Here is a 17,743-nt window from a genome sequence, read left to right on the forward strand (position 1 = left end):
CGACTGTCGCAGCGGCAGTTACGACCATGGTCTAAGACTCCGTTGACCGCCGGGACAGAATGGATGCGGCACACTGATTGTCTACGGGGCGCGCGCAAGCGGCCCTCTTCCGACAAGTTGATCGCAAGTGAGGGTGCCATGGCTGATGTTTATCCCGTCGATCCCGCGTTCGCCGCTGATGCGCGCATTACGCGCGAGCAGTACGCAACGCTGTACCGCGAATCGATCGAACACCCCGAGCAGTTCTGGGGCAAGGCCGCGCAGCGGCTGGACTGGTTCAAGCAACCCACCCAGATCAAGGACGTCAGCTTCGCGCTGGACGACTTCCACGTGCGCTGGTTCGGCGACGGCGAACTCAATGCCAGCGTCAACTGCCTGGACCGCCAGCTGGCCACCCGCGGCGACAAGACCGCGCTGCTGTTCGAACCCGACAGCCCGGATTCGCCGTCCTACCCGGTCACCTACCGCGAGCTCTATGAGCGCGTGTGCAAGCTGGGCAACGCGCTGCGCAACCTGGGCGTCAAGAAGGGCGACCGGGTCACCATCTATCTGCCGATGATCGTCGATGCGGCCGTGGCGATGCTCGCCTGCGCGCGCATCGGTGCGGTGCACTCGGTGGTGTTTGGCGGCTTTGCGGCCAACTCCATCGCCGACCGCGTGATCGACTGCCAGAGCAAGCTGATCATCACCGCCGACGAAGGCCTGCGCGGCGGCAAGAAGATCCCGCTCAAGGCGAACGTGGACGCGGCGCTGAAGATCCCCGGCACCAACACGGTCGAAACCGTGCTGGTGGTGCGCCACACCGGCGGTGCAGTGGACATGCAGGCCCCGCGCGACCGCTGGTTCCATGACGTGGTCGATGGCCAGCCGGCCGAGTGCGAACCCGAGCGCATGAACGCGGAAGACCCGTTGTTCATCCTCTACACCTCCGGGTCCACAGGCAAGCCCAAGGGCGTGCTGCACACCACCGCCGGCTACCTGCTGTTTGCCAGCTATACGCATGAAGTGGTGTTCGATCTGCGCGAGGACGACATCTACTGGTGCACCGCCGACGTGGGCTGGGTTACCGGCCACAGCTACATCGTCTACGGCCCGCTGGCCAACGGCGCCACCGCGGTGATGTTCGAAGGCGTGCCGAATTACCCCAACGTCTCGCGTTTCTGGGAAGTGATCGACAAGCACCAGGTCACCATCTTCTACACCGCGCCCACCGCCATCCGCGCGCTGATGCGCGAAGGCGAAGCACCGGTCAAGAAGACCTCGCGCAGCAGCCTGCGCCTGCTCGGCAGCGTTGGCGAGCCGATCAATCCCGAAGCCTGGCGCTGGTACTACGAGGTGGTCGGCGACAGCCGTTGCCCGATCGTGGACACCTGGTGGCAGACCGAAACCGGCGGCATCCTGATCTCGCCGCTGGCCGGCGCGGTGGACCTCAAGCCCGGCTCGGCCACCCTGCCGTTCTTCGGCGTGCAGCCGGCCCTGGTCGATGCCGAAGGCAAGATCCTGGAAGGCGCCACCGAGGGCAACCTGGTGCTGCTGGATTCGTGGCCGGGCCAGATGCGCACCGTCTACGGCGACCACCAGCGCTTCATCGACACCTACTTCCGCACCTACCCGGGCAGCTACTTCACCGGTGACGGCTGCCGCCGCGACGCCGATGGCTACTACTGGATCACCGGCCGCGTGGACGACGTGATCAACGTCTCCGGCCACCGCATCGGCACCGCCGAGGTGGAAAGCGCGTTGGTGTCGCACCCGAAGGTGGCCGAAGCGGCCGTGGTCGGCTTCCCGCACGACGTCAAGGGCCAGGGCATCTACGCCTACGTGACCCTGATCGCCGGCGAGACGCCCAGCGAAGAGCTGCACAAGGAACTGGTGAGCTGGGTGCGCAAGGAGATCGGCCCGATCGCCTCGCCGGACCATCTGCAATGGGCCCCGGGCCTGCCGAAGACCCGCTCGGGCAAGATCATGCGCCGCATCCTGCGCAAGATCGCCGAAAACGCCCCGGATCAGCTGGGCGATACCTCCACGCTGGCCGATCCATCGGTGGTGGATTCGCTGGTCAATGAGCGGCTGACGCGCTGAGGAGCTGGGAGTGGGGAATCGGGAGTGGGGAATCGTGAGAGCGGTTCCCTGGGGGCTGGGGAGTTAGGGCGCGAGGTGGGGATTGGTGAGACGCCGATCCCTGTTCGCGCACCTCCTCTTCGGCGCCCCGCTCCCGCCGCCTTACACGCCCAACGCCAGATCGCACGCCCTTCGCTTTCCGCTGTTGCTTTTGCAATTCCCGATTCCCCACTCCCGATTCCCGGCCCCACAATGACCACCCTGCTGATTGCCGACGACCATCCCTTGTTCCGTGAAGCCTTGCGCGGGGCGGTGCAGCGGGTGATGCCGGGGGTGGAACTGTTCGAGGCCGACAACGTGGATGCGCTGTATACCCTGGCCGATGCGCAGCCCGATGCAGACCTGTTGCTGATGGATCTCAACATGCCGGGCGCGCAGGGATTCAGCGCGCTGGTGCATATGCGCTCGCTGCATCCGCAGCTGCCGGTGGTGGTGGTGTCTGCACGCGAAGAACCCACCGTGATGCGGCGTGCGATCGACCATGGCGCGTTCGGCTTCATCCCCAAATCCGCCGACTCCGACACCATTGGCCGCGCCCTGGCCACGGTGCTCGATGGCGAACGCTGGATTCCGGCCGAGGCACAGAACCTGCCGCCGACCGACAGCGAAGAACGTGAGGTTGGCCAGCGCCTGCGCGATCTCACCCCGCAACAATTCCGTGTGCTGCAGATGCTGGGCGTCGGCCGCCTCAACAAGCAGATCGCCTACGACCTGGGCGTGTCCGAAGCGACCATCAAGGCACACGTCACTGCCATCCTGCGCAAGCTTGGCGTGACCAATCGCACCCAGGCGGTGCTGATGGCAGGCAAGCTCGCCATCGATGCCGACGGCATCGTGCTGCCGCCGCCGGAAGACGACTGACGCCCGCCAGCGTGCGTGTGCGGGCGTTGGGTTGGTCGGGAGAAGGCCGGTCGCGCGCGAGCGCGCTCCTACGTGTGATCCCGCTACCCTTGCCGTCGTTGTCGTTGGGTAATCGATAGAGTTGCTATGCCGCGCAACGCAACCCGCACCAGCGCCCGCACCAGCGCAGGAGCGCACCTGGGCGCGAAGGCTCTCTCGTCAAAGCCGCGTGTTGCAGAAGAATCCTGATGCGCGTTGGCGCGTACGACTGTGGTGGGCGTTACCGGTAAAGCTCCGTAGCGCCCGGGTGCGCGCCTACATGTGGAGCTCTGCCGTCTATTCCGGCGCGCGCACGAACAAGATGTTCAGATCGCGCATCGGCACGAAGTTGGCCTGCGTGAACTGGAAGGTCAGCGGGTCGACCTTTTTCAGCTCACCATCGAAGCACAGGCTGAGGATGTCGCTGGCGGCCTGCTTGCGGATGGTCAGCTGGAAGTCCTTGATCGGGCCGTTCCAGTTCTTGCCGGTGGTGAGCACATAGCGCAAGTTGGCCCAGGCCAGGCCGGACTGGCCTTCGCGGCGTTGCATACTGGTCTTGGTGCCCGGTTCAATGCAGGTGTCCTTGGCATAGGACTCCAGCAAATACGTGCTGGGCCGCGGCACGCCGGTGGACAGGCTGGGCGCATACGCATGCCGGATCTGCACGCTGCGGCGCGCCGGAAAAGCCTGTTGCCACACGAAGTACTCGTTGAGGGTGAAACGCGGTTGCGCGTCGGCATCGACCCAACGCGCGGGCAGCGGTTTACGGCCCTTGGGTGGGGTGCCGGATTCGGTGAAGGCGGCCACATCGTCCTGGGTCCAGCCGGTGGCGGCGAACGCCTTGGAGATGTCGCTGCCGTCGTCCAGCAACACCACCAATTTGCGCGTGGTGGCGATCGGCCTGCCGTCCGCCCACAATTTGAAATCGGTGAGTTCGCTGTGGTCGGCCATGCCGAAATACATCGGCGGCATCGGGAAGGCCACCGGCACGCTGAGGTCGCGCTCGCTGTTGTTGGTGAACACGTAGTCCACCTGCACGCGCTCCTCGCTCAGGAACAGCACTTCCTTGTCCATGCTGATGTCGGGCTGGTGCAGCAAGCGGATGGTGCCGTTGTCATCGCCAAAGCTGCTGTCGTTGGCCTGCGCGCTGGCGCAGACAAGCACGGCCAGCGCCAGCAGGCGGCGTGCGGAAAAGAGCGTATGCATGGGTCCCCTGGTACAGCGCGCACCGACGCGCCGCAGAGCGCTAGCATGCCACGCCGTCTCCAGGCGCAGCAGACCCAAGCGCCACACCGCAGTCACTGCGCGCAAGCGGGTGCGACACGCTTGCTCACCTTTTGCCGGCCGCCGGCGAACCCACACGTTCTGTAACACGACCTGTTGGCAACATGCGCACCGCGCGCCAACCGCGTGCACTTGCGCAACTACCGGCTACGTCACGCTGAAAGACTGGCAAGCCCAAGCGCTGCGGCGTGATCGCTTCCACATCCAGGTGCCGCGCGCCATCGCAGTTGTCGATATCACCATTGACCATCTGCTGATGCCTGGACAAGGCTCGTGCTCACGCGATGCAGCAGGAGCACAGATGGCGCGACGTTTCCCATGGCTATGGTTGGGCTTGCTGGCGGCGTGCGTCCTGGTGGCGGTGCTGGCGTGGCAGAACCAGCAATTGCGCACGCAGCAACAGTGGCTGCAGACGCGCGTGACTGCGCCCTACGCCGGCATGTACGTGCCGACCATCGCTGCTCCGGGTGTGGATGGACGCAGCTATACGCTGGGCGCCGCGCAAGGGCAGCCACAAGTGCTGTTCTTCTTCACCACCATCTGCCCGTATTGCCGGCGCTCGGCGCCGACGGTGGTGCGTGCGGCGCGCCAGTTGCAGGCCAACCTGCCGGGCCGTCCGCAATTGCTGGGTGTCTGCCATTGCGACCCGGCGCAGGCTGCGCGCTATGCGCACGTGCATGGTTTCGATTTTCCGGTGGTCACGCTGACCGACCGCCGCGCGCTGATGCTGTTTCGGGCGCGCAATGTGCCATTGGTGATGGCCGTCGATGGGGAGGGGCGCGTGCGCCATTCCCATGTTGGCCTGTTCGATACCACGGAGCGGGTGCAGGACCTGGTCGCCGCGTTGCGCCGCACGGATGCGCCAGCGGCATTGGCAACGGTGAAGGAGTGAGTGCATGAACAAGCGTTGGTTATCTGTACGCAATGCGTTGGTGGCAGCGGCGTTCCTGGCCAGTACCGGCTTCGGCGCATTCCAGGTCATGGCAGGCAGCAACACCCAGCCGACGGCCGAGGCCTGCAGCGCATGGCAATGCGCGGCCGAGTGTCCGGAATTCGGCGGTCAATTGGGGCAAGGCAACGTGTGCTATTGCTGCGGCTAAGCCGCCAGGCGGGGCCACGTGGCCCCGCTTTTTTGCACGCACGAACTGTGAGGCGCACTGCGTGCAAGGCAGCAAGCACCTGGTGGATATCGCATTAGACGGCGCGCGTGATGTGCGCTGTTTTTCTCGGCGTTGCAATGTAGTGACGTGCGCATGCGCTGAGTGCCTAGGTGATAGCGCTGCCTCAACGTGTTCCTGCATGGCCTCGCGCATGCTGTCCACACGTGCGCATGCACTGGCAATTCACCCAAGCGCAGCCAGCCGCATCAACCCAGCGCGCGATAGCGGAAATCACGTAGCACCACGCTGCCCTCCTGCGCGGCGTAGATGCCCAGCTGCAGACTCAGAAAGCCACCGAACACGTTGTGATGCATGCCGGAGACTTCCATGCGGGTGGGATGGCGCACCCAGTTGCGGCCCTCATCGAACGAATAGTGGTAGGTCACCACTTGCTGATCGTTGGTCAGGCGCAGGCGGATGTGGCGCTGCGTGGTGGGCGCGCGTGCCCACACCAGTCTTCGGAATATTCGTAGGTTTTCATGGTGTCGGCGGTGAAGCCAATCCCGACGAACGCCTTGTGGTTGTAGAACAGCAGGATGCCGCCTTCGGCATTGCCTACCAGCTCCAGTGAGACCTCGGCCGCGTAGGCATGATCGGGGACGCCGCAGGTCAGCGGTGCGCTGTCTGCCGGCGATGTGCCGGTGCAGGCCAGCGTGAGCACACGGTCGCCACGTTGGATCCGCGCCTGTTCGCCCGGCTTGGGCGCATGCAGGCTCCACTGGGTGCCGAGCTTGTCGGTGGAAAAATCATCGGACAACGCGAAACCGGTCGCCACGTTCGCACTACCGGTGGCAGTGCGCGCCGGCGTGCGCAACGGCCTGGACAGATCACCGCCGGTGGCCCGGAACCAGCCATCGGCGGTCCATTCGATCGGCTCCAGCAAGGTCTGCCGGCCCAGCGTGCGGAAGCCGTTTTCGTAGCCGTGATAGACCATCCACCAATCACCGCGTGGGCCTTCCACGAGCGTGGCATGGCCGCGCGACCACCACGGCTCCTGCGGTGATTGCGTGCGCACCAGTGGATTGTGCGGGCAGTGCTCCCACGGCCCATGCACCGAGCGCGAACGTGCGGCGATCACCATGTGCCCGGTCACCGGCCCGGCGGTGCCGCCGACCGCGGTGACCAGATACAGCCAGCCGTTGTGCCAGGTGAGCTTGGGGCCTTCGGGCGCGAAGTTTTCCACCACCCAGTCGTCTGGGTAACGCCACGGCGCGTATGCCGGTTCGAGCGGGCCGTCGGTGGCCAGGCCATCGGCGCGTAGACGGATCTTGCGGATGCCGTTGACGAACAGATAGCGCGCGCCGTCTTCGCCCACCACGTGGCCCGGGTCGATGCAGCCGGCGATCTTCAAATCGATCGGCGCGCTCCACGGGCCACGAATGTCATCGGCCCAGATCACGAAGATCGACCAACCGCGGTCGTCCGGATTGGCCGGGATGTAGATGAAGTAGCGGCCGTCGTGCTTGCACAGGTCCAGCGCCCAGATGGTGCCGAGCTGCTGGCGCAGGGCCGGGCCGATCGGCGTCCAGTTGACCAGGTCGGTGGAATGCCACAGCACGATGCCCGGGTAGGAGAAGAACGACGAAAACGTCATGGAGTAGTCGTCGCCATCCTTGAGGATGGTTGGGTCCGGGTGGTCGCCGGCCACGATGGGATTGCGATAGGTGCCGTTGCCCAGATCCGCAGTGCGCTGGCCCTCGACTCCGCGCCCCCACTGCAGGAGTTGCCCGCAGGCTGCGGCCGGCGGGGCTGCGGTGGCGCCCAGCGCCGCCGGTGCCACGGCGGCACCGGCACTTGCCGCCAGCAGCTTGAAAATGTCCCGCCGGGTGGTGGCTGGCATGCAGGGCCTGTGGCGTCATGAGGACCTGGTATCTAGCCCCAGCGCCTGCGTGCAGGCAACCGCAATCGGCCCTGCTATAGGAACCTCGACTGGCAGGCGCGCCTGCCGGCATATGCTGCACTGCAGCGTGCCCTGTTCACTTATGATTGCGATATTCATATGCGAACAGCCCGGCCCCACCGGCTGCTGGATGTCCCCGATGTCGCATCACCGCTGCGCCGATCACGTTCGCCCACTTGCCGCCCGCGCCCTGCGCACCCGGTGGCCGGCATGAATGTGCCGCGCCAGCGTGTGGGCAGCACCGCGGTGCAGTTGTCGGCGCTGGGCTTTGGCGCGGCGCCGATCGGCAATCTGTACAGCGCGGTCGACGAGGGCGACGCGCTGGCCGCGGTGACGGGCGCGTTCGAGGCCGGCATCCGCCATTTCGATACCGCGCCGTACTACGGCTACGGGCTGAGCGAGGCGCGCCTGGGCCGTGGACTGGCCGGCGTGCCGCGCGCGGACTACACGCTGTCGACCAAGGTGGGCCGCTGCGTCTACGACGACGCAACGGCGGTGGCCGGGCGCGACGGCTTTGCGGTGGCCGGCCGGCGCGCCGAGTTCGACTACAGCGCCGATGGCGTGCGGCGCGCGTTCGCCTCCAGCCTGGAACGCTTGGGCACCGACTACATCGATGTGCTGTTGCTGCACGACATCGGTGCGCTGACCCACGGCGACAACCACGCCAACGTGCTGCGCCAGGCCTTGGAGGAGGCCTTGCCGGCGATGGCGGAGCTGAAGGCGGCCGGTGCGTGCGGGGCGATCGGGCTGGGCGTCAACGAGCAGGACGTGGCACTGGAGGTGTTGCCACGGTTTCCGCTCGACTGCGTGATGCTGGCCGGCCGCTACACGCTGCTGGAACAGCACGGCGCACGCGCGCTGCTGGACCAGGCGCAGCAACGCAACGTGGCGATCCTGTCGGCCGGCCCGTACAGCTCGGGCCTGCTGAGCGACGCGCGCGGCCCCGGCGCCACCTATAACTACGCCCCGGTGGATGCGGCCACGCTGGACCATGCGCAGCGTCTGTACGCCGCCTGCGCCGCGTTCGGCGTGGATATCGGTGCGGCCGCGCTGCAGTTCCCGCTGGCGCATCCGGCGGTGATCACGGTGGTGGCAGGCATGCGCAGCGTGGCAGAAGTGCAGTCGGCCAGTGCGCGCCTGCAGGCGACGGTGCCGGCCGCGCTGTGGCAGCGGCTGCGCGACGACGGCCTGCTCGACGCGGCGTTACCCACGCCATGAGCCGGGTCGATGCGCACCTGCATTTCTGGCACCTGGGCCGTGGCGACTACGACTGGCTTACGCCGGAGCTGAGCGCGCTGTACCGCGACTTCGGCCCGGACGATATCAGCGCCGCGCTGGATGCGGCCGATGTCGACAGCGTGGTGGTGGTGCAGGCCGCCGCCACCGAGGCGGAAACCTGCTACCTGTTCGAGCTGGCGCGCGACACCCCGCGCATCGCCGGCGTGGTGGGCTGGGTGGATCTTGCCGCGCCCGATGCACCTGCGCGGATCGGCGCATTGGTGCGCGCCGGCGGCGGCCTGCTCAAGGGCCTGCGCCCGATGGTGCAGGACATTGCCGATGTGCAGTGGCTGGCCAGCCCCGCGCTGGATGCCGCCTTCGATGCACTAATCGCGCACGACCTGGCATTCGATGCCTTGATCCGCGCCGCGCACGTGCCCGCGTTGCAGGCGCGCGTGCAGCGTCATCCCGGCCTGCGCGTGGTCGTCGACCATGGTGGCAAACCGGCGATTGCCGCTGGCGAATTCGTTGCCTGGGCCGCCGGCATCGCGGCGCTGGCGCAGCATACCGGCGTGCACTGCAAACTCTCCGGCCTGCTCACCGAAGCGGCGCGCGGCGCCACCGCGCAAACGCTCGAGCCCTATGTGGCGCATCTGTTCGCACGCTTCGGCGCGCAACGTGTGCTGTGGGGTAGCGACTGGCCGGTGCTGACCCAGCGCGCGGACTACGCACAGTGGCTGCAGATCGCACAGCAGCTGGTACAGCAGTACGCCGACGGCCACGCCGCGGCGGTGTTCGGCGACAACGCACGCACGTTCTATCGTCTGCCACGGCCGGCGGCCCCCACCCACGGAACCTTATCGGTATGACAGTCTCCATTCCCACGACGCCCAACACCCGCCTGCAGGGCAAGCGCTGCCTGATCACCGCCGCCGGCGCCGGCATCGGCCGCGAAAGCGCGCTGGCCTGCGCACGCGCCGGTGCGCACGTGATCGCTACCGACATCGACGCCGCCGCGCTGCAGGCGCTGGCCGCCGAATCCGACGCCATCACCACCCAGTTGCTGGATGTCACCGACGCGGCGGCGATCACTGCGCTGGTGGCCGCGCACGGCCCGTTCGATGTGCTGTTCAACTGCGCCGGCTACGTGCACCAGGGCAGCATTCTGGACTGCGACGAGCCGGCCTGGCGCCGCTCGTTCTCGATCAATGTCGATGCGATGTACTACACCTGCAAGGCGGTGCTGCCGGGCATGCTCGAGCGCGGCCGCGGCAGCATCATCAACATGTCCTCGGTCGCTTCCAGCATCAAGGGCGTGCCGAACCGCTTCGTCTACGGCGTGACCAAGGCCGCGGTGATCGGCCTGAGCAAGGCGCTCGCCGCCGACTACGTGGCCCAGGGCGTGCGCTGCAATGCGATCTGCCCCGGCACCATCAAGACGCCGTCGCTGGACCAGCGAGTGCAAGCGCTGGGCGGCGACGAGCAGGCGGTGTGGAAGAGCTTCACCGACCGCCAGCCGATGGGCCGCCTGGGCGACCCGCGCGAGATCGCGCAGCTGGTGGTGTACCTGGCCTCAGACGAATCGTCATTCACCACCGGCCAGACCCACATCATCGACGGCGGTTGGTCCAACTGAGCGCGGCAACGCATCAAGGTGCCGCTCCCCACACCGTGGACGCGGCCAGTCCCAGATGCGGTCTGTATCGCACGTCCGCCTTGATTTGAGCACCCCGTCCTTACCCACCCGATGCACGCGCGCTAGGTTTGCTAGCCGCTCCATTCCTCATCTGCAAAGGAAGACTGCATGAAACTCGTACGCGTAGGCGCCCCCGGCCAGGAACGTCCCGGCCTGATCGACAGCGACGGCAAGCTCCGCGACCTGAGCGGCGTGATCAGCGATGTGGCCGGTGAGCACATCACCAACGCCGGTCTGGACACGTTGCGCGCGCTGGATGTCGCATCGCTGCCGCTGATCGAAGGCGAGCAGCGTTATGGTGCGGCCGTTGGCCAGATCGGCAAGTTCATCTGCGTGGGTCTGAACTACGCCGACCACGCCGCCGAATCGGGCATGGAAGTACCCAAGATGCCGATCCTGTTCATGAAGGCCACCACTGCGGTGTGCGGCCCCAACGACACCGTGATCATCCCGCGCGGCTCGGTCAAGAGCGACTGGGAAGTGGAACTGGGCGTGGTGATCGGCGATGTGGCGCGCGATGTGTCGGTGGACGAGGCGCTGAACCACGTAGCCGGCTATGCGGTGATCAACGATCTGTCTGAGCGCGAATTCCAGCTCGAACACGGCGGCCAGTGGGTCAAGGGCAAGAGCGCCGACACCTTCGGACCGATCGGCCCATGGCTGGTGACGCGCGATGAGATCGCCGACCCGCAGAGCCTGTCGATGTGGCTGGAGGTCAACGGCCACCGCTACCAGCACGGCAGCACCCGCACGATGGTGTTCGGCGTGGCCGAACTGGTCAGCCACATCAGCCGCTACATGACGCTGATGCCGGGCGATGTGATCAGCACCGGCACCCCGCCGGGCGTGGGCCTGGGCCAGAAGCCGCCGGTGTACCTCAAGCCGGGCGACGTGATGGAGCTGGAGATCGAAGGCCTGGGTCGCCAGCGTCAGCCAGTGGTGGCCCATCCGCGTGATGCGGCCTGAAGCTGCCTAAAGCCTTCCCTCTCCCTTCCCGGGATGCTGGTCCCCTGGGAGCGAGCTTGCAGTCAAGACAGGTAATGATGCATCCGCGCGATGCAACTTAAGCCCCTCTCCCCGCGGGAGAGGGGTTGGGGTGAGGGTACGTAGCGACGTATCCGAACAGTTCGTCGCGCTGTCACGATTGTTGTTAGATGTGACGTGTCGGCGCTTGTATTGATACGTCATGCGTAATTTGTTTGCGGTACGGCTGCGCGTTGAATGACTAAGCGCTGTCGCGCGTTGATATCGATGCATCGTGAGTTGTGCAGTAATTCGTCGGTCTGTAGTGCAAACGCTTGAGTGACTGCAGTGCTTCGACAACCTAGGCGCTGCGCGTTCGTACCCTCACCCCAACCCCTCTCCCGGTGGGAGAGGGGCTCTGGCGCCTTTCTCCGCCTCCGTCTCCGTTCCCCGTTTCTGTTTTATTTCGCACGTTTTATCCCCGTTTCCATCGCCCAGGACTTCCATGCGCACCATCATCGCCCTCGAGACCCACGACGTCCGCTTCCCCACCTCGCGCGAGCTCGATGGGTCGGACGCGATGAATCCCGATCCGGACTACTCGGCCGCCTATGTGGTGCTGCGCACCGACGGTGCGGAAGACCTGGCCGGTTACGGCCTGGTGTTCACTATCGGCCGCGGCAACGACGTGCAGACCGCCGCCGTGGCCGCATTGGCCGAGCACGTGGTAGGCCTGTCGGTGGACGAAGTGATCGCGGACCTGGGCGCGTTCGCACGCCGCCTCACCAACGACTCGCAGCTGCGCTGGCTGGGCCCGGAAAAGGGCGTGATGCACATGGCGATCGGCGCGGTGATCAACGCCGCCTGGGATCTGGCCGCGCGCGCAGCCAACAAGCCGCTGTGGCGCTTCATTGCCGAGCTCACGCCAGAGCAGCTGGTGGACACCATCGACTTCCGCTACCTCAGCGACGCCCTCACCCGCGACGAAGCGCTGGCCCTCCTGCGCGATGCACAACCGCAGCGTGCAGCACGCATCGCCACGCTGATCGAACAGGGCTATCCGGCCTACACTACCTCGCCCGGCTGGCTCGGCTATTCGGATGAAAAGCTGGTGCGCCTGGCCAAGGAAGCGGTGGCCGACGGCTTCCGCACCATCAAGCTCAAGGTCGGCGCCAACGTGCAGGACGATATCCGTCGCTGCCGCCTGGCGCGCGCCGCGATCGGCCCGGACATCGCAATGGCGGTGGACGCCAACCAGCGCTGGGACGTGGGCCCGGCGATCGACTGGATGCGCCAGCTGGCCGAATTCGACATCGCCTGGATCGAAGAACCCACCAGCCCGGACGATGTGCTTGGCCACGCCGCCATCCGTCAGGGCATCACCCCGGTGCCGGTCTCCACCGGCGAGCACACCCAGAACCGCGTGGTGTTCAAGCAGCTGCTGCAGGCCGGCGCAGTAGACCTGATCCAGATCGATGCCGCGCGCGTGGGCGGCGTCAACGAAAACCTCGCCATCCTGCTGCTGGCCGCCAAATTCGGGGTGCGCGTGTTCCCGCACGCCGGCGGCGTGGGCCTGTGCGAACTGGTGCAGCACCTGGCCATGGCCGACTTCGTCGCGATCACCGGCAAGATGGAAGACCGCGCCATCGAATTCGTCGACCACCTGCACCAGCACTTCCTGGACCCGGTACGCATCCAGCACGGCCGCTACCTCGCTCCAGAGGTGCCCGGTTTCTCGGCGGAAATGCACCCCGCCTCGATCGCAGAATTCAGCTACCCCGACGGCCGCTTCTGGGTCAAAGACCTGGCAGCCAGCAAGGCGAAGTCATAAGCAGCGTCAACGCACCGCGTGCTGCAGCAGTGCGCGGTGCAATAACGGCTTCAGTCGCGACAGGCAGTTCGCCAAGCCTGATTGCGACTGAAGCCGTTCTTCGTTGGGGCGCAGTGCACTCGCGCCTGGACCGAGCGGCGCACTGACAAACACAGTTAGGCGGCGCGGGGCGCTGCTCTATGGGTCACTTAGTGCGCAGGTGTGGAGTGACGCACCTCCAACGAGCGACAAGGGGCGGCAACGTGCCGCATTCCACAACAACCCCACACCGATCGGCTGCCCAACAGCCGCGGCCGGCACTGCGACCGCCACAGCAAGAAACGCATCTTCGGTACGCAACGTCAGCACCGAAGCGAGAAGGCAACACGACAACAAGGACAGGCCAGGCACATCGCGTAAGCGTCACCACGCAACGTGACCGCCTTCTTCGCGCTTTTCTTCAGTGCTTTGGCAAACCGGGTCGGGAAACTGACGTTGATGTACAGACCTTCTGGCACCTGGTATCGCTTGCACATCCGCGTTTCCGGCGAGCGACGCGGCAGCACACCAACCGATGAGAACCTACTGCCCTCGCCTAATACCTGAGCCGCCGTTATTGCTTGGCTATTGTTGCTTTGGCACTGCTGCAATGCTTGCTGCACCGACTTTTTTCTTCGAGCGTGGCTCCGAATGTTGCGCTGACTCTCGCTCTCACTCGCTCACTCGCTTTGGCTTTCGCTGTTGCTCTTGCTTTGCCATTCCGCTTCCGGGGCCCCATACCGCAGCGGCAAGGCCGGCAGATACAACCCGCAGGGCGGCGCGCATGGCTCACCGCCTCACTCAACGCAAAAATCCGCCCAGCCTCCCGCCACTTCTCCCCAGGCGCACTCCCAGGCAAGGCTTTCTGAAACCGCCACATCAGCGCCTCCCATGCCTGGATGCGCGGATCCCCCGCATCACGCGCGGCCTTGGCCGCCGGGTCGTAGTCCTCACCGACCGTCATCAACATCACCAACCGGTCACCGCTGCGAAAGATTTCCAGCTCCGCGATCCCGGCCTGCTGCAACGACGCCACCACCTCCGGCCACACCTCGCTCGGCCGATGCCAACGCTCGTACTGCGCAATCAACGCCGCATCGTCGTGCAGATCCAGCACATAGCACAGCCGCTGCATGCTCATGCCCCCGCCACCACAGGCGCAGCGCGACGGGCACGCAACGCGAACAGCAGGATCACGCCGAAGCACACGCCGGGCACCACCATCGCCCAATGGATGCCGGCCATGTCCGACACCGCACCCATGAGCGCAGTGAGCAAGGCGCCACCAATGATGGCCATCACCAGCAACGAAGACCCCAGCTTGCGTGCGTCATCGTGCATGCCATCCAGGCCCAGCGCGAAGATGGTCGGGAACATCACCGACATGAACACGCTGGCCGCAACCAGCGCATACAGGCCAGTCCAGCCGGGCAAGGCAATCGCGACTGCGCACAGCAGCAGATTGATCGTGGCAAAGCTGGCCAGCAACTTGGCCGGCGCCAGATAGCGCAGCAGTGCGGTGCCGACAAAGCGCCCGGCCATGAACAGCACCAGCGAGATCGTCAGATAGGTGGCCGCGCTTTTTTCCGGCGTACCCGGCACTGCATCCTGCAGATAGCGGATCAGGTAACTCCAGATGCCGACCTGCGCGCCCACGTAGAAGAACTGCGCCACCACCGAAAACACGAACAGCCGGTTACGCAGCAATTCGCCGAACTTGGCACGCTTGGGGGCCGCCGCGCCCACGCCGGCGTCGCCGGTCGGGAAGCGCACCAGCGCGATCAGGATCGCCCATAGCACCACCACCACGCCGATGATCAGATAGGGCATCTGCACCGCTGAGGATTCGGTGGCGAAGAAGGCCTCGCGCGCGGCCGGCGCCATCGCCGCCAGCTCGGCTGGGGTGTGCTCGACGCCGGAGAAAATGAAATGCTGGCCCACCAGCACGCCGGTGATCGAGCCCAGCGGATTGAAGGCCTGCGCAAGATTGAGCCGCCGCGCCGCGCCGTCGGCCGGGCCCAGCACGGTGACCAGCGGATTGGCGGTGGTTTCCAGAAACGCCAGGCCGCTGGCGATCACGAACAACGCCAGCAGGAACAGCCAGTAGGTGTGCACCTGCGCGGCCGGATAGAACAGGAACGCGCCGCAGGCATATAGCAGCAGGCCCAGCACCACCGCGGCCTTGTAGCTGTAGCGGCGCATGAACATCGCCGCTGGCATCGCGAACACGAAATAGCCCAGATAAAAGGCGCTTTGCACCAGCCCGGCCTGCAGGTCGGACAGTTCGAAGGCCTTCTTGAACTGCTTGATCAGGATGTCGTTGAGGTTGTTCGCCATGCCCCATAGAAAAAACAGGCTGACGATCAACAACAGGGGCACCACGGCGGTACGCGCCAGGTTGCCGCGCGGTGACGCGGCGGTATCGCTGTAATGCATGCGACCTCTCCCCTCCCAAGGCTGTGGCGCTTGCGCAGATTGTGCAGGCGAGCGTACTGCGCGCCGCAGTGGCATGCAAATATAAAAACTTTGTTTATATTTGCACCGAGTGGCGTTGGCGAGCCTCCAGCCGATGCCTGTACCCTGACGCGCCGCATCGTGCCTGGAGTTGCAAACGGATGAGCATCGAACCCGCCAAGTACCGTGCCCCCGCCCTGGACAAGGGCCTGGACATCCTGGAGCTGCTGGCGCGCCAGGCGCAGCCCATGAGCATGGGCGCGATCTCGCAGGGCATTGGCCGTTCGCGCGGGGAGATCTTCCGCATGCTGCAGGTGCTGGAAGAGCGCGGCTACCTCACCCGCGATGGCGAAGGCGACTACGTGCTGACCAACCGGTTGTTCATGCTCGGCATGCAGCAGCCGCAGGTGCAGACCATCACCGATGCCGCGCTGCCGGTGATGCGCCGGCTGGCCGATGCGATCTTCCAGCCCTGCCATTTGGTGGCGCCCTCCGGCGACCAGATCGTGGTGATCGCGCAGATGGACGTGCCCAGTGACCTGGGCCTGGTGGTGCGGCCCGGGCATCGCCGCCCGCTCGCCCATTCCACCTCGGGCCTGGTGCTGTTCGCCTTTCAGCAGCCGGAGGTGCAGACCCGCTGGCTGGAGCAGCTGGACGCCAGCGACGTGCCCTACAACCGCGCGCAGTTCCTGCGCGATGCCGAGCAAACCCGCCAGGCCGGCTACGCGATGCACGCCAGCGAGGCGGTGGTGGGCGTGGTGGACCTCACCGCACCGATCCTGCAGCGCGGCAGTGCCACCTACACGCTCACCGTGCCCTTCATCGAACGCCGCCCGGAGCTGGTCGGCCCGCAGGCCGCATTGAGCGCGCTGCGTGCGGCAACTGCCGAGATCTCGGCCGGGCTGCATTGACACACCGTTGTTGCGAGGCTGCGGAGATGGCTGCACGCACCTGATGCACCGCGCCGCGGACGCGGGCCTATACTCGGCGCGATCGGCACAGCGGGATGACATGTCCAGCATCAGTTTCGGGATGTGGAGCACCAGCCTGCTACTCGGGAGTGCGCACGGCGTGATCGGCGCGGGACTGCTGCTCTGGGCGCCGCGCAACCGCATCGCCAACCGCTGTCTGGCCGCACTGCTGCTGGTGGTGGTGGCGCTGATTACGCCCTATACGCTCGGCTACGCCGGTGCCTACGACGCCTATCCCGACCTGACCTACGCCCCCTTGTTTTGGGAGCTGGCGATCGGCCCGCTGGTCTGGCTCTATGTGCGCCAGTTGGCGCGCGCGCATCTGCCACGCCGGTGGGCGCTGCACTTGCTGCCGGCACTGCTGCAGGGCGGCTACTACGCCTGGCTGTTCACCTGGCCGCTGCAGCGCAAATGGGCCTGGGACGACGCCGTGCAGCGGCCCTGGATCGCGCCGCTGCAGGACGCGCTGGTGCTGCTCTCGCTCGGCGTGTATCTGCTGATGGCCTGGCGCGAATATCTGAGCTATCAGCGCTGGCTGGAACATCACAGCGGCGCACGCGAGGAACTACGCCTGCCCTGGCTGCGCGGCTTCCTGCTGGCGGCCAGCGCGCTGCTGCTGTTGCGGCTCGGCTTCACGGTCAGCGACCGCTGGTGGCACCGGCTGTCGTACTTCGACGAATTTCCACGCTACCTGGCCACCGTGGCAGTGGTCTATTACCTGGGCCTGGAAGGCTGGCGCCATGCGCGGGCCCGGTATCCGCGCCGCGATCTCCTGCTGAGCGGCGATGCGCTGGCCGATGCGCCGGCACGTGCAGGGTCCGCGCCACCCGTCGTTCCGCTGCCGGAGCACGCCAGCGCCCCGGCGGGGCTGGCAGTGGTCAGCGCGACCCAGGAAAAAGACTGGCACGCGTTTGGCGCGCGCATTGCGGCCGAGGTCGATGCACATGGTTGGTGGCGCGAGCCGGACCTGAGCCTGCCGGAGCTGGCGCGGCGCATGGGCACCAACAGCAACTACCTCTCGCGCGGCCTCAACGAGGGGCTGGGGCAGACCTTCAGCGGGTTCATCAATGGGCTGCGGATTGCCGAGGCGCGGCGTCTGCTCACCGGCGACCAGGACATCCTCACCATTGCACTGGCGGTCGGCTTCGGCTCCAAGGCCAGCTTCAACCGCGTGTTCCGCGCCAGCGTGCAGTGCACGCCCAGCGACTACCGCCGCTCGCAACGTCCCATCGCCTGAAAATCGTCGCG

At 66.1% G+C, this 17,743-nt stretch carries 13 protein-coding genes and 2 pseudogenes; 11 read left to right on the forward strand and 4 right to left on the reverse strand.

Translation table 11 applies throughout. The features are described 5' to 3' along the window. The first annotated feature begins 138 nt into the window (after positions 1-138). Entirely contained in the window at positions 139-2,082 is a 1,944-nt protein-coding gene (gene acs, locus ACCQ09_RS21005; protein ID WP_011039129.1) for an acetate--CoA ligase, read from the forward strand. 231 nt (positions 2,083-2,313) lie between these two features. Continuing rightward, the gene (locus ACCQ09_RS21010) at positions 2,314-2,982 is read left to right on the forward strand and encodes a response regulator transcription factor (protein WP_014506104.1); all 669 of its coding nucleotides are present in this window, start codon (positions 2,314-2,316) and stop codon (positions 2,980-2,982) included. A 315-nt stretch (positions 2,983-3,297) separates the two neighbouring features. Here ACCQ09_RS21010 and ACCQ09_RS21015 read toward each other — a convergent pair whose 3' ends face one another. Further along, complete coding sequence (locus ACCQ09_RS21015; RefSeq protein ID WP_227971561.1) at positions 3,298-4,206, reverse strand: DUF4424 domain-containing protein; 909 nt, start codon at positions 4,204-4,206, stop codon at positions 3,298-3,300. Between the two features lie 406 nt (positions 4,207-4,612). Here ACCQ09_RS21015 and ACCQ09_RS21020 point away from each other — a divergent pair, with 406 nt between their 5' ends. After that, on the forward strand, positions 4,613-5,176 hold the full coding sequence (locus ACCQ09_RS21020; protein WP_170873849.1) for a peroxiredoxin family protein: 564 nt from the start codon (positions 4,613-4,615) through the stop codon (positions 5,174-5,176). Positions 5,177-5,180: 4 nt separating this feature from the next. Further along, entirely contained in the window at positions 5,181-5,384 is a 204-nt protein-coding gene (locus ACCQ09_RS21025) for a hypothetical protein (RefSeq protein WP_014506100.1), read from the forward strand. A 266-nt stretch (positions 5,385-5,650) separates the two neighbouring features. Here ACCQ09_RS21025 and ACCQ09_RS21030 read toward each other — a convergent pair. Continuing rightward, positions 5,651-7,284, reverse strand: a pseudogene (locus tag ACCQ09_RS21030) (family 43 glycosylhydrolase). 270 nt (positions 7,285-7,554) lie between these two features. Here ACCQ09_RS21030 and ACCQ09_RS21035 point away from each other — a divergent pair. From ACCQ09_RS21035 to ACCQ09_RS21055, 5 genes are all read left to right on the forward strand, one after another. Then, positions 7,555-8,562 carry an aldo/keto reductase gene (locus ACCQ09_RS21035; RefSeq protein WP_040942071.1) on the forward strand — a complete coding sequence of 336 codons (1,008 nt, stop codon included), beginning with the start codon at positions 7,555-7,557 and terminating at the stop codon, positions 8,560-8,562. Beyond that, a complete protein-coding gene (locus ACCQ09_RS21040) occupies positions 8,559-9,431 on the forward strand; it encodes an amidohydrolase family protein (protein WP_040942072.1) in 873 nt (290 codons plus the stop codon). The genes ACCQ09_RS21035 and ACCQ09_RS21040 overlap by 4 nt, the downstream gene beginning before the upstream one ends. Further along, a complete protein-coding gene (locus tag ACCQ09_RS21045; protein ID WP_040942073.1) occupies positions 9,428-10,198 on the forward strand; it encodes an SDR family oxidoreductase in 771 nt (256 codons plus the stop codon). Before ACCQ09_RS21040 ends, ACCQ09_RS21045 begins: the two co-directional genes overlap by 4 nt. A 168-nt stretch (positions 10,199-10,366) precedes the next feature. Continuing rightward, positions 10,367-11,224 carry a fumarylacetoacetate hydrolase family protein gene (locus tag ACCQ09_RS21050; protein ID WP_040942074.1) on the forward strand — a complete coding sequence of 286 codons (858 nt, stop codon included), beginning with the start codon at positions 10,367-10,369 and terminating at the stop codon, positions 11,222-11,224. Between the two features lie 502 nt (positions 11,225-11,726). Next, entirely contained in the window at positions 11,727-13,052 is a 1,326-nt protein-coding gene (locus ACCQ09_RS21055; RefSeq protein WP_040942075.1) for an L-fuconate dehydratase, read from the forward strand. Between the two features lie 805 nt (positions 13,053-13,857). Here the strand turns inward: ACCQ09_RS21055 and ACCQ09_RS21060 are convergent. Together ACCQ09_RS21060 and fucP are read right to left on the reverse strand one after the other, a co-directional pair. Then, positions 13,858-14,211 (reverse strand): annotated as a pseudogene (locus ACCQ09_RS21060) (L-fucose mutarotase); the annotation flags it as partial. Then, positions 14,208-15,506, reverse strand: coding sequence for an L-fucose:H+ symporter permease (gene fucP / locus ACCQ09_RS21065; protein ID WP_014506092.1), 1,299 nt, complete (start codon positions 15,504-15,506; stop codon positions 14,208-14,210). The pseudogene ACCQ09_RS21060 and the gene fucP, both read right to left, overlap by 4 nt. Before the next feature lie 179 nt (positions 15,507-15,685). Here fucP and ACCQ09_RS21070 point away from each other — a divergent pair, with 179 nt between their 5' ends. Continuing rightward, a complete protein-coding gene (locus tag ACCQ09_RS21070) occupies positions 15,686-16,435 on the forward strand; it encodes an IclR family transcriptional regulator (protein WP_011039141.1) in 750 nt (249 codons plus the stop codon). 121 nt (positions 16,436-16,556) lie between these two features. Beyond that, on the forward strand, positions 16,557-17,732 hold the full coding sequence (locus ACCQ09_RS21075) for a helix-turn-helix domain-containing protein (RefSeq protein ID WP_040942076.1): 1,176 nt from the start codon (positions 16,557-16,559) through the stop codon (positions 17,730-17,732). The last annotated feature ends 11 nt before the right edge of the window (positions 17,733-17,743 follow it).

The sequence above is a fragment of the Xanthomonas sp. NCPPB 2586 genome (assembly GCF_041475775.2).
Taxonomy (GTDB): domain Bacteria; phylum Pseudomonadota; class Gammaproteobacteria; order Xanthomonadales; family Xanthomonadaceae; genus Xanthomonas; species Xanthomonas campestris.

Bases quoted from the DNA above. Each gene is read 5' to 3' on its own strand.
- ACCQ09_RS21050 (WP_040942074.1), top strand. From the start codon at position 10,367: ATGAAACTCGTACGCGTAGGCGCCCCCGGCCAGGAACGTCCCGGCCTG.
- ACCQ09_RS21025 (WP_014506100.1), top strand. From the start codon at position 5,181: ATGAACAAGCGTTGGTTATCTGTACGCAATGCGTTGGTGGCAGCGGCG.
- ACCQ09_RS21075 (WP_040942076.1), top strand. From the start codon at position 16,557: ATGTGGAGCACCAGCCTGCTACTCGGGAGTGCGCACGGCGTGATCGGC.
- acs (WP_011039129.1), top strand. From the start codon at position 139: ATGGCTGATGTTTATCCCGTCGATCCCGCGTTCGCCGCTGATGCGCGC.
- ACCQ09_RS21010 (WP_014506104.1), top strand. From the start codon at position 2,314: ATGACCACCCTGCTGATTGCCGACGACCATCCCTTGTTCCGTGAAGCC.
- ACCQ09_RS21055 (WP_040942075.1), top strand. From the start codon at position 11,727: ATGCGCACCATCATCGCCCTCGAGACCCACGACGTCCGCTTCCCCACC.
- ACCQ09_RS21035 (WP_040942071.1), top strand. From the start codon at position 7,555: ATGAATGTGCCGCGCCAGCGTGTGGGCAGCACCGCGGTGCAGTTGTCG.
- ACCQ09_RS21040 (WP_040942072.1), top strand. From the start codon at position 8,559: ATGAGCCGGGTCGATGCGCACCTGCATTTCTGGCACCTGGGCCGTGGC.
- ACCQ09_RS21015 (WP_227971561.1), bottom strand. From the start codon at position 4,206: ATGCATACGCTCTTTTCCGCACGCCGCCTGCTGGCGCTGGCCGTGCTT.
- ACCQ09_RS21045 (WP_040942073.1), top strand. From the start codon at position 9,428: ATGACAGTCTCCATTCCCACGACGCCCAACACCCGCCTGCAGGGCAAG.
- fucP (WP_014506092.1), bottom strand. From the start codon at position 15,506: ATGCATTACAGCGATACCGCCGCGTCACCGCGCGGCAACCTGGCGCGT.
- ACCQ09_RS21070 (WP_011039141.1), top strand. From the start codon at position 15,686: ATGAGCATCGAACCCGCCAAGTACCGTGCCCCCGCCCTGGACAAGGGC.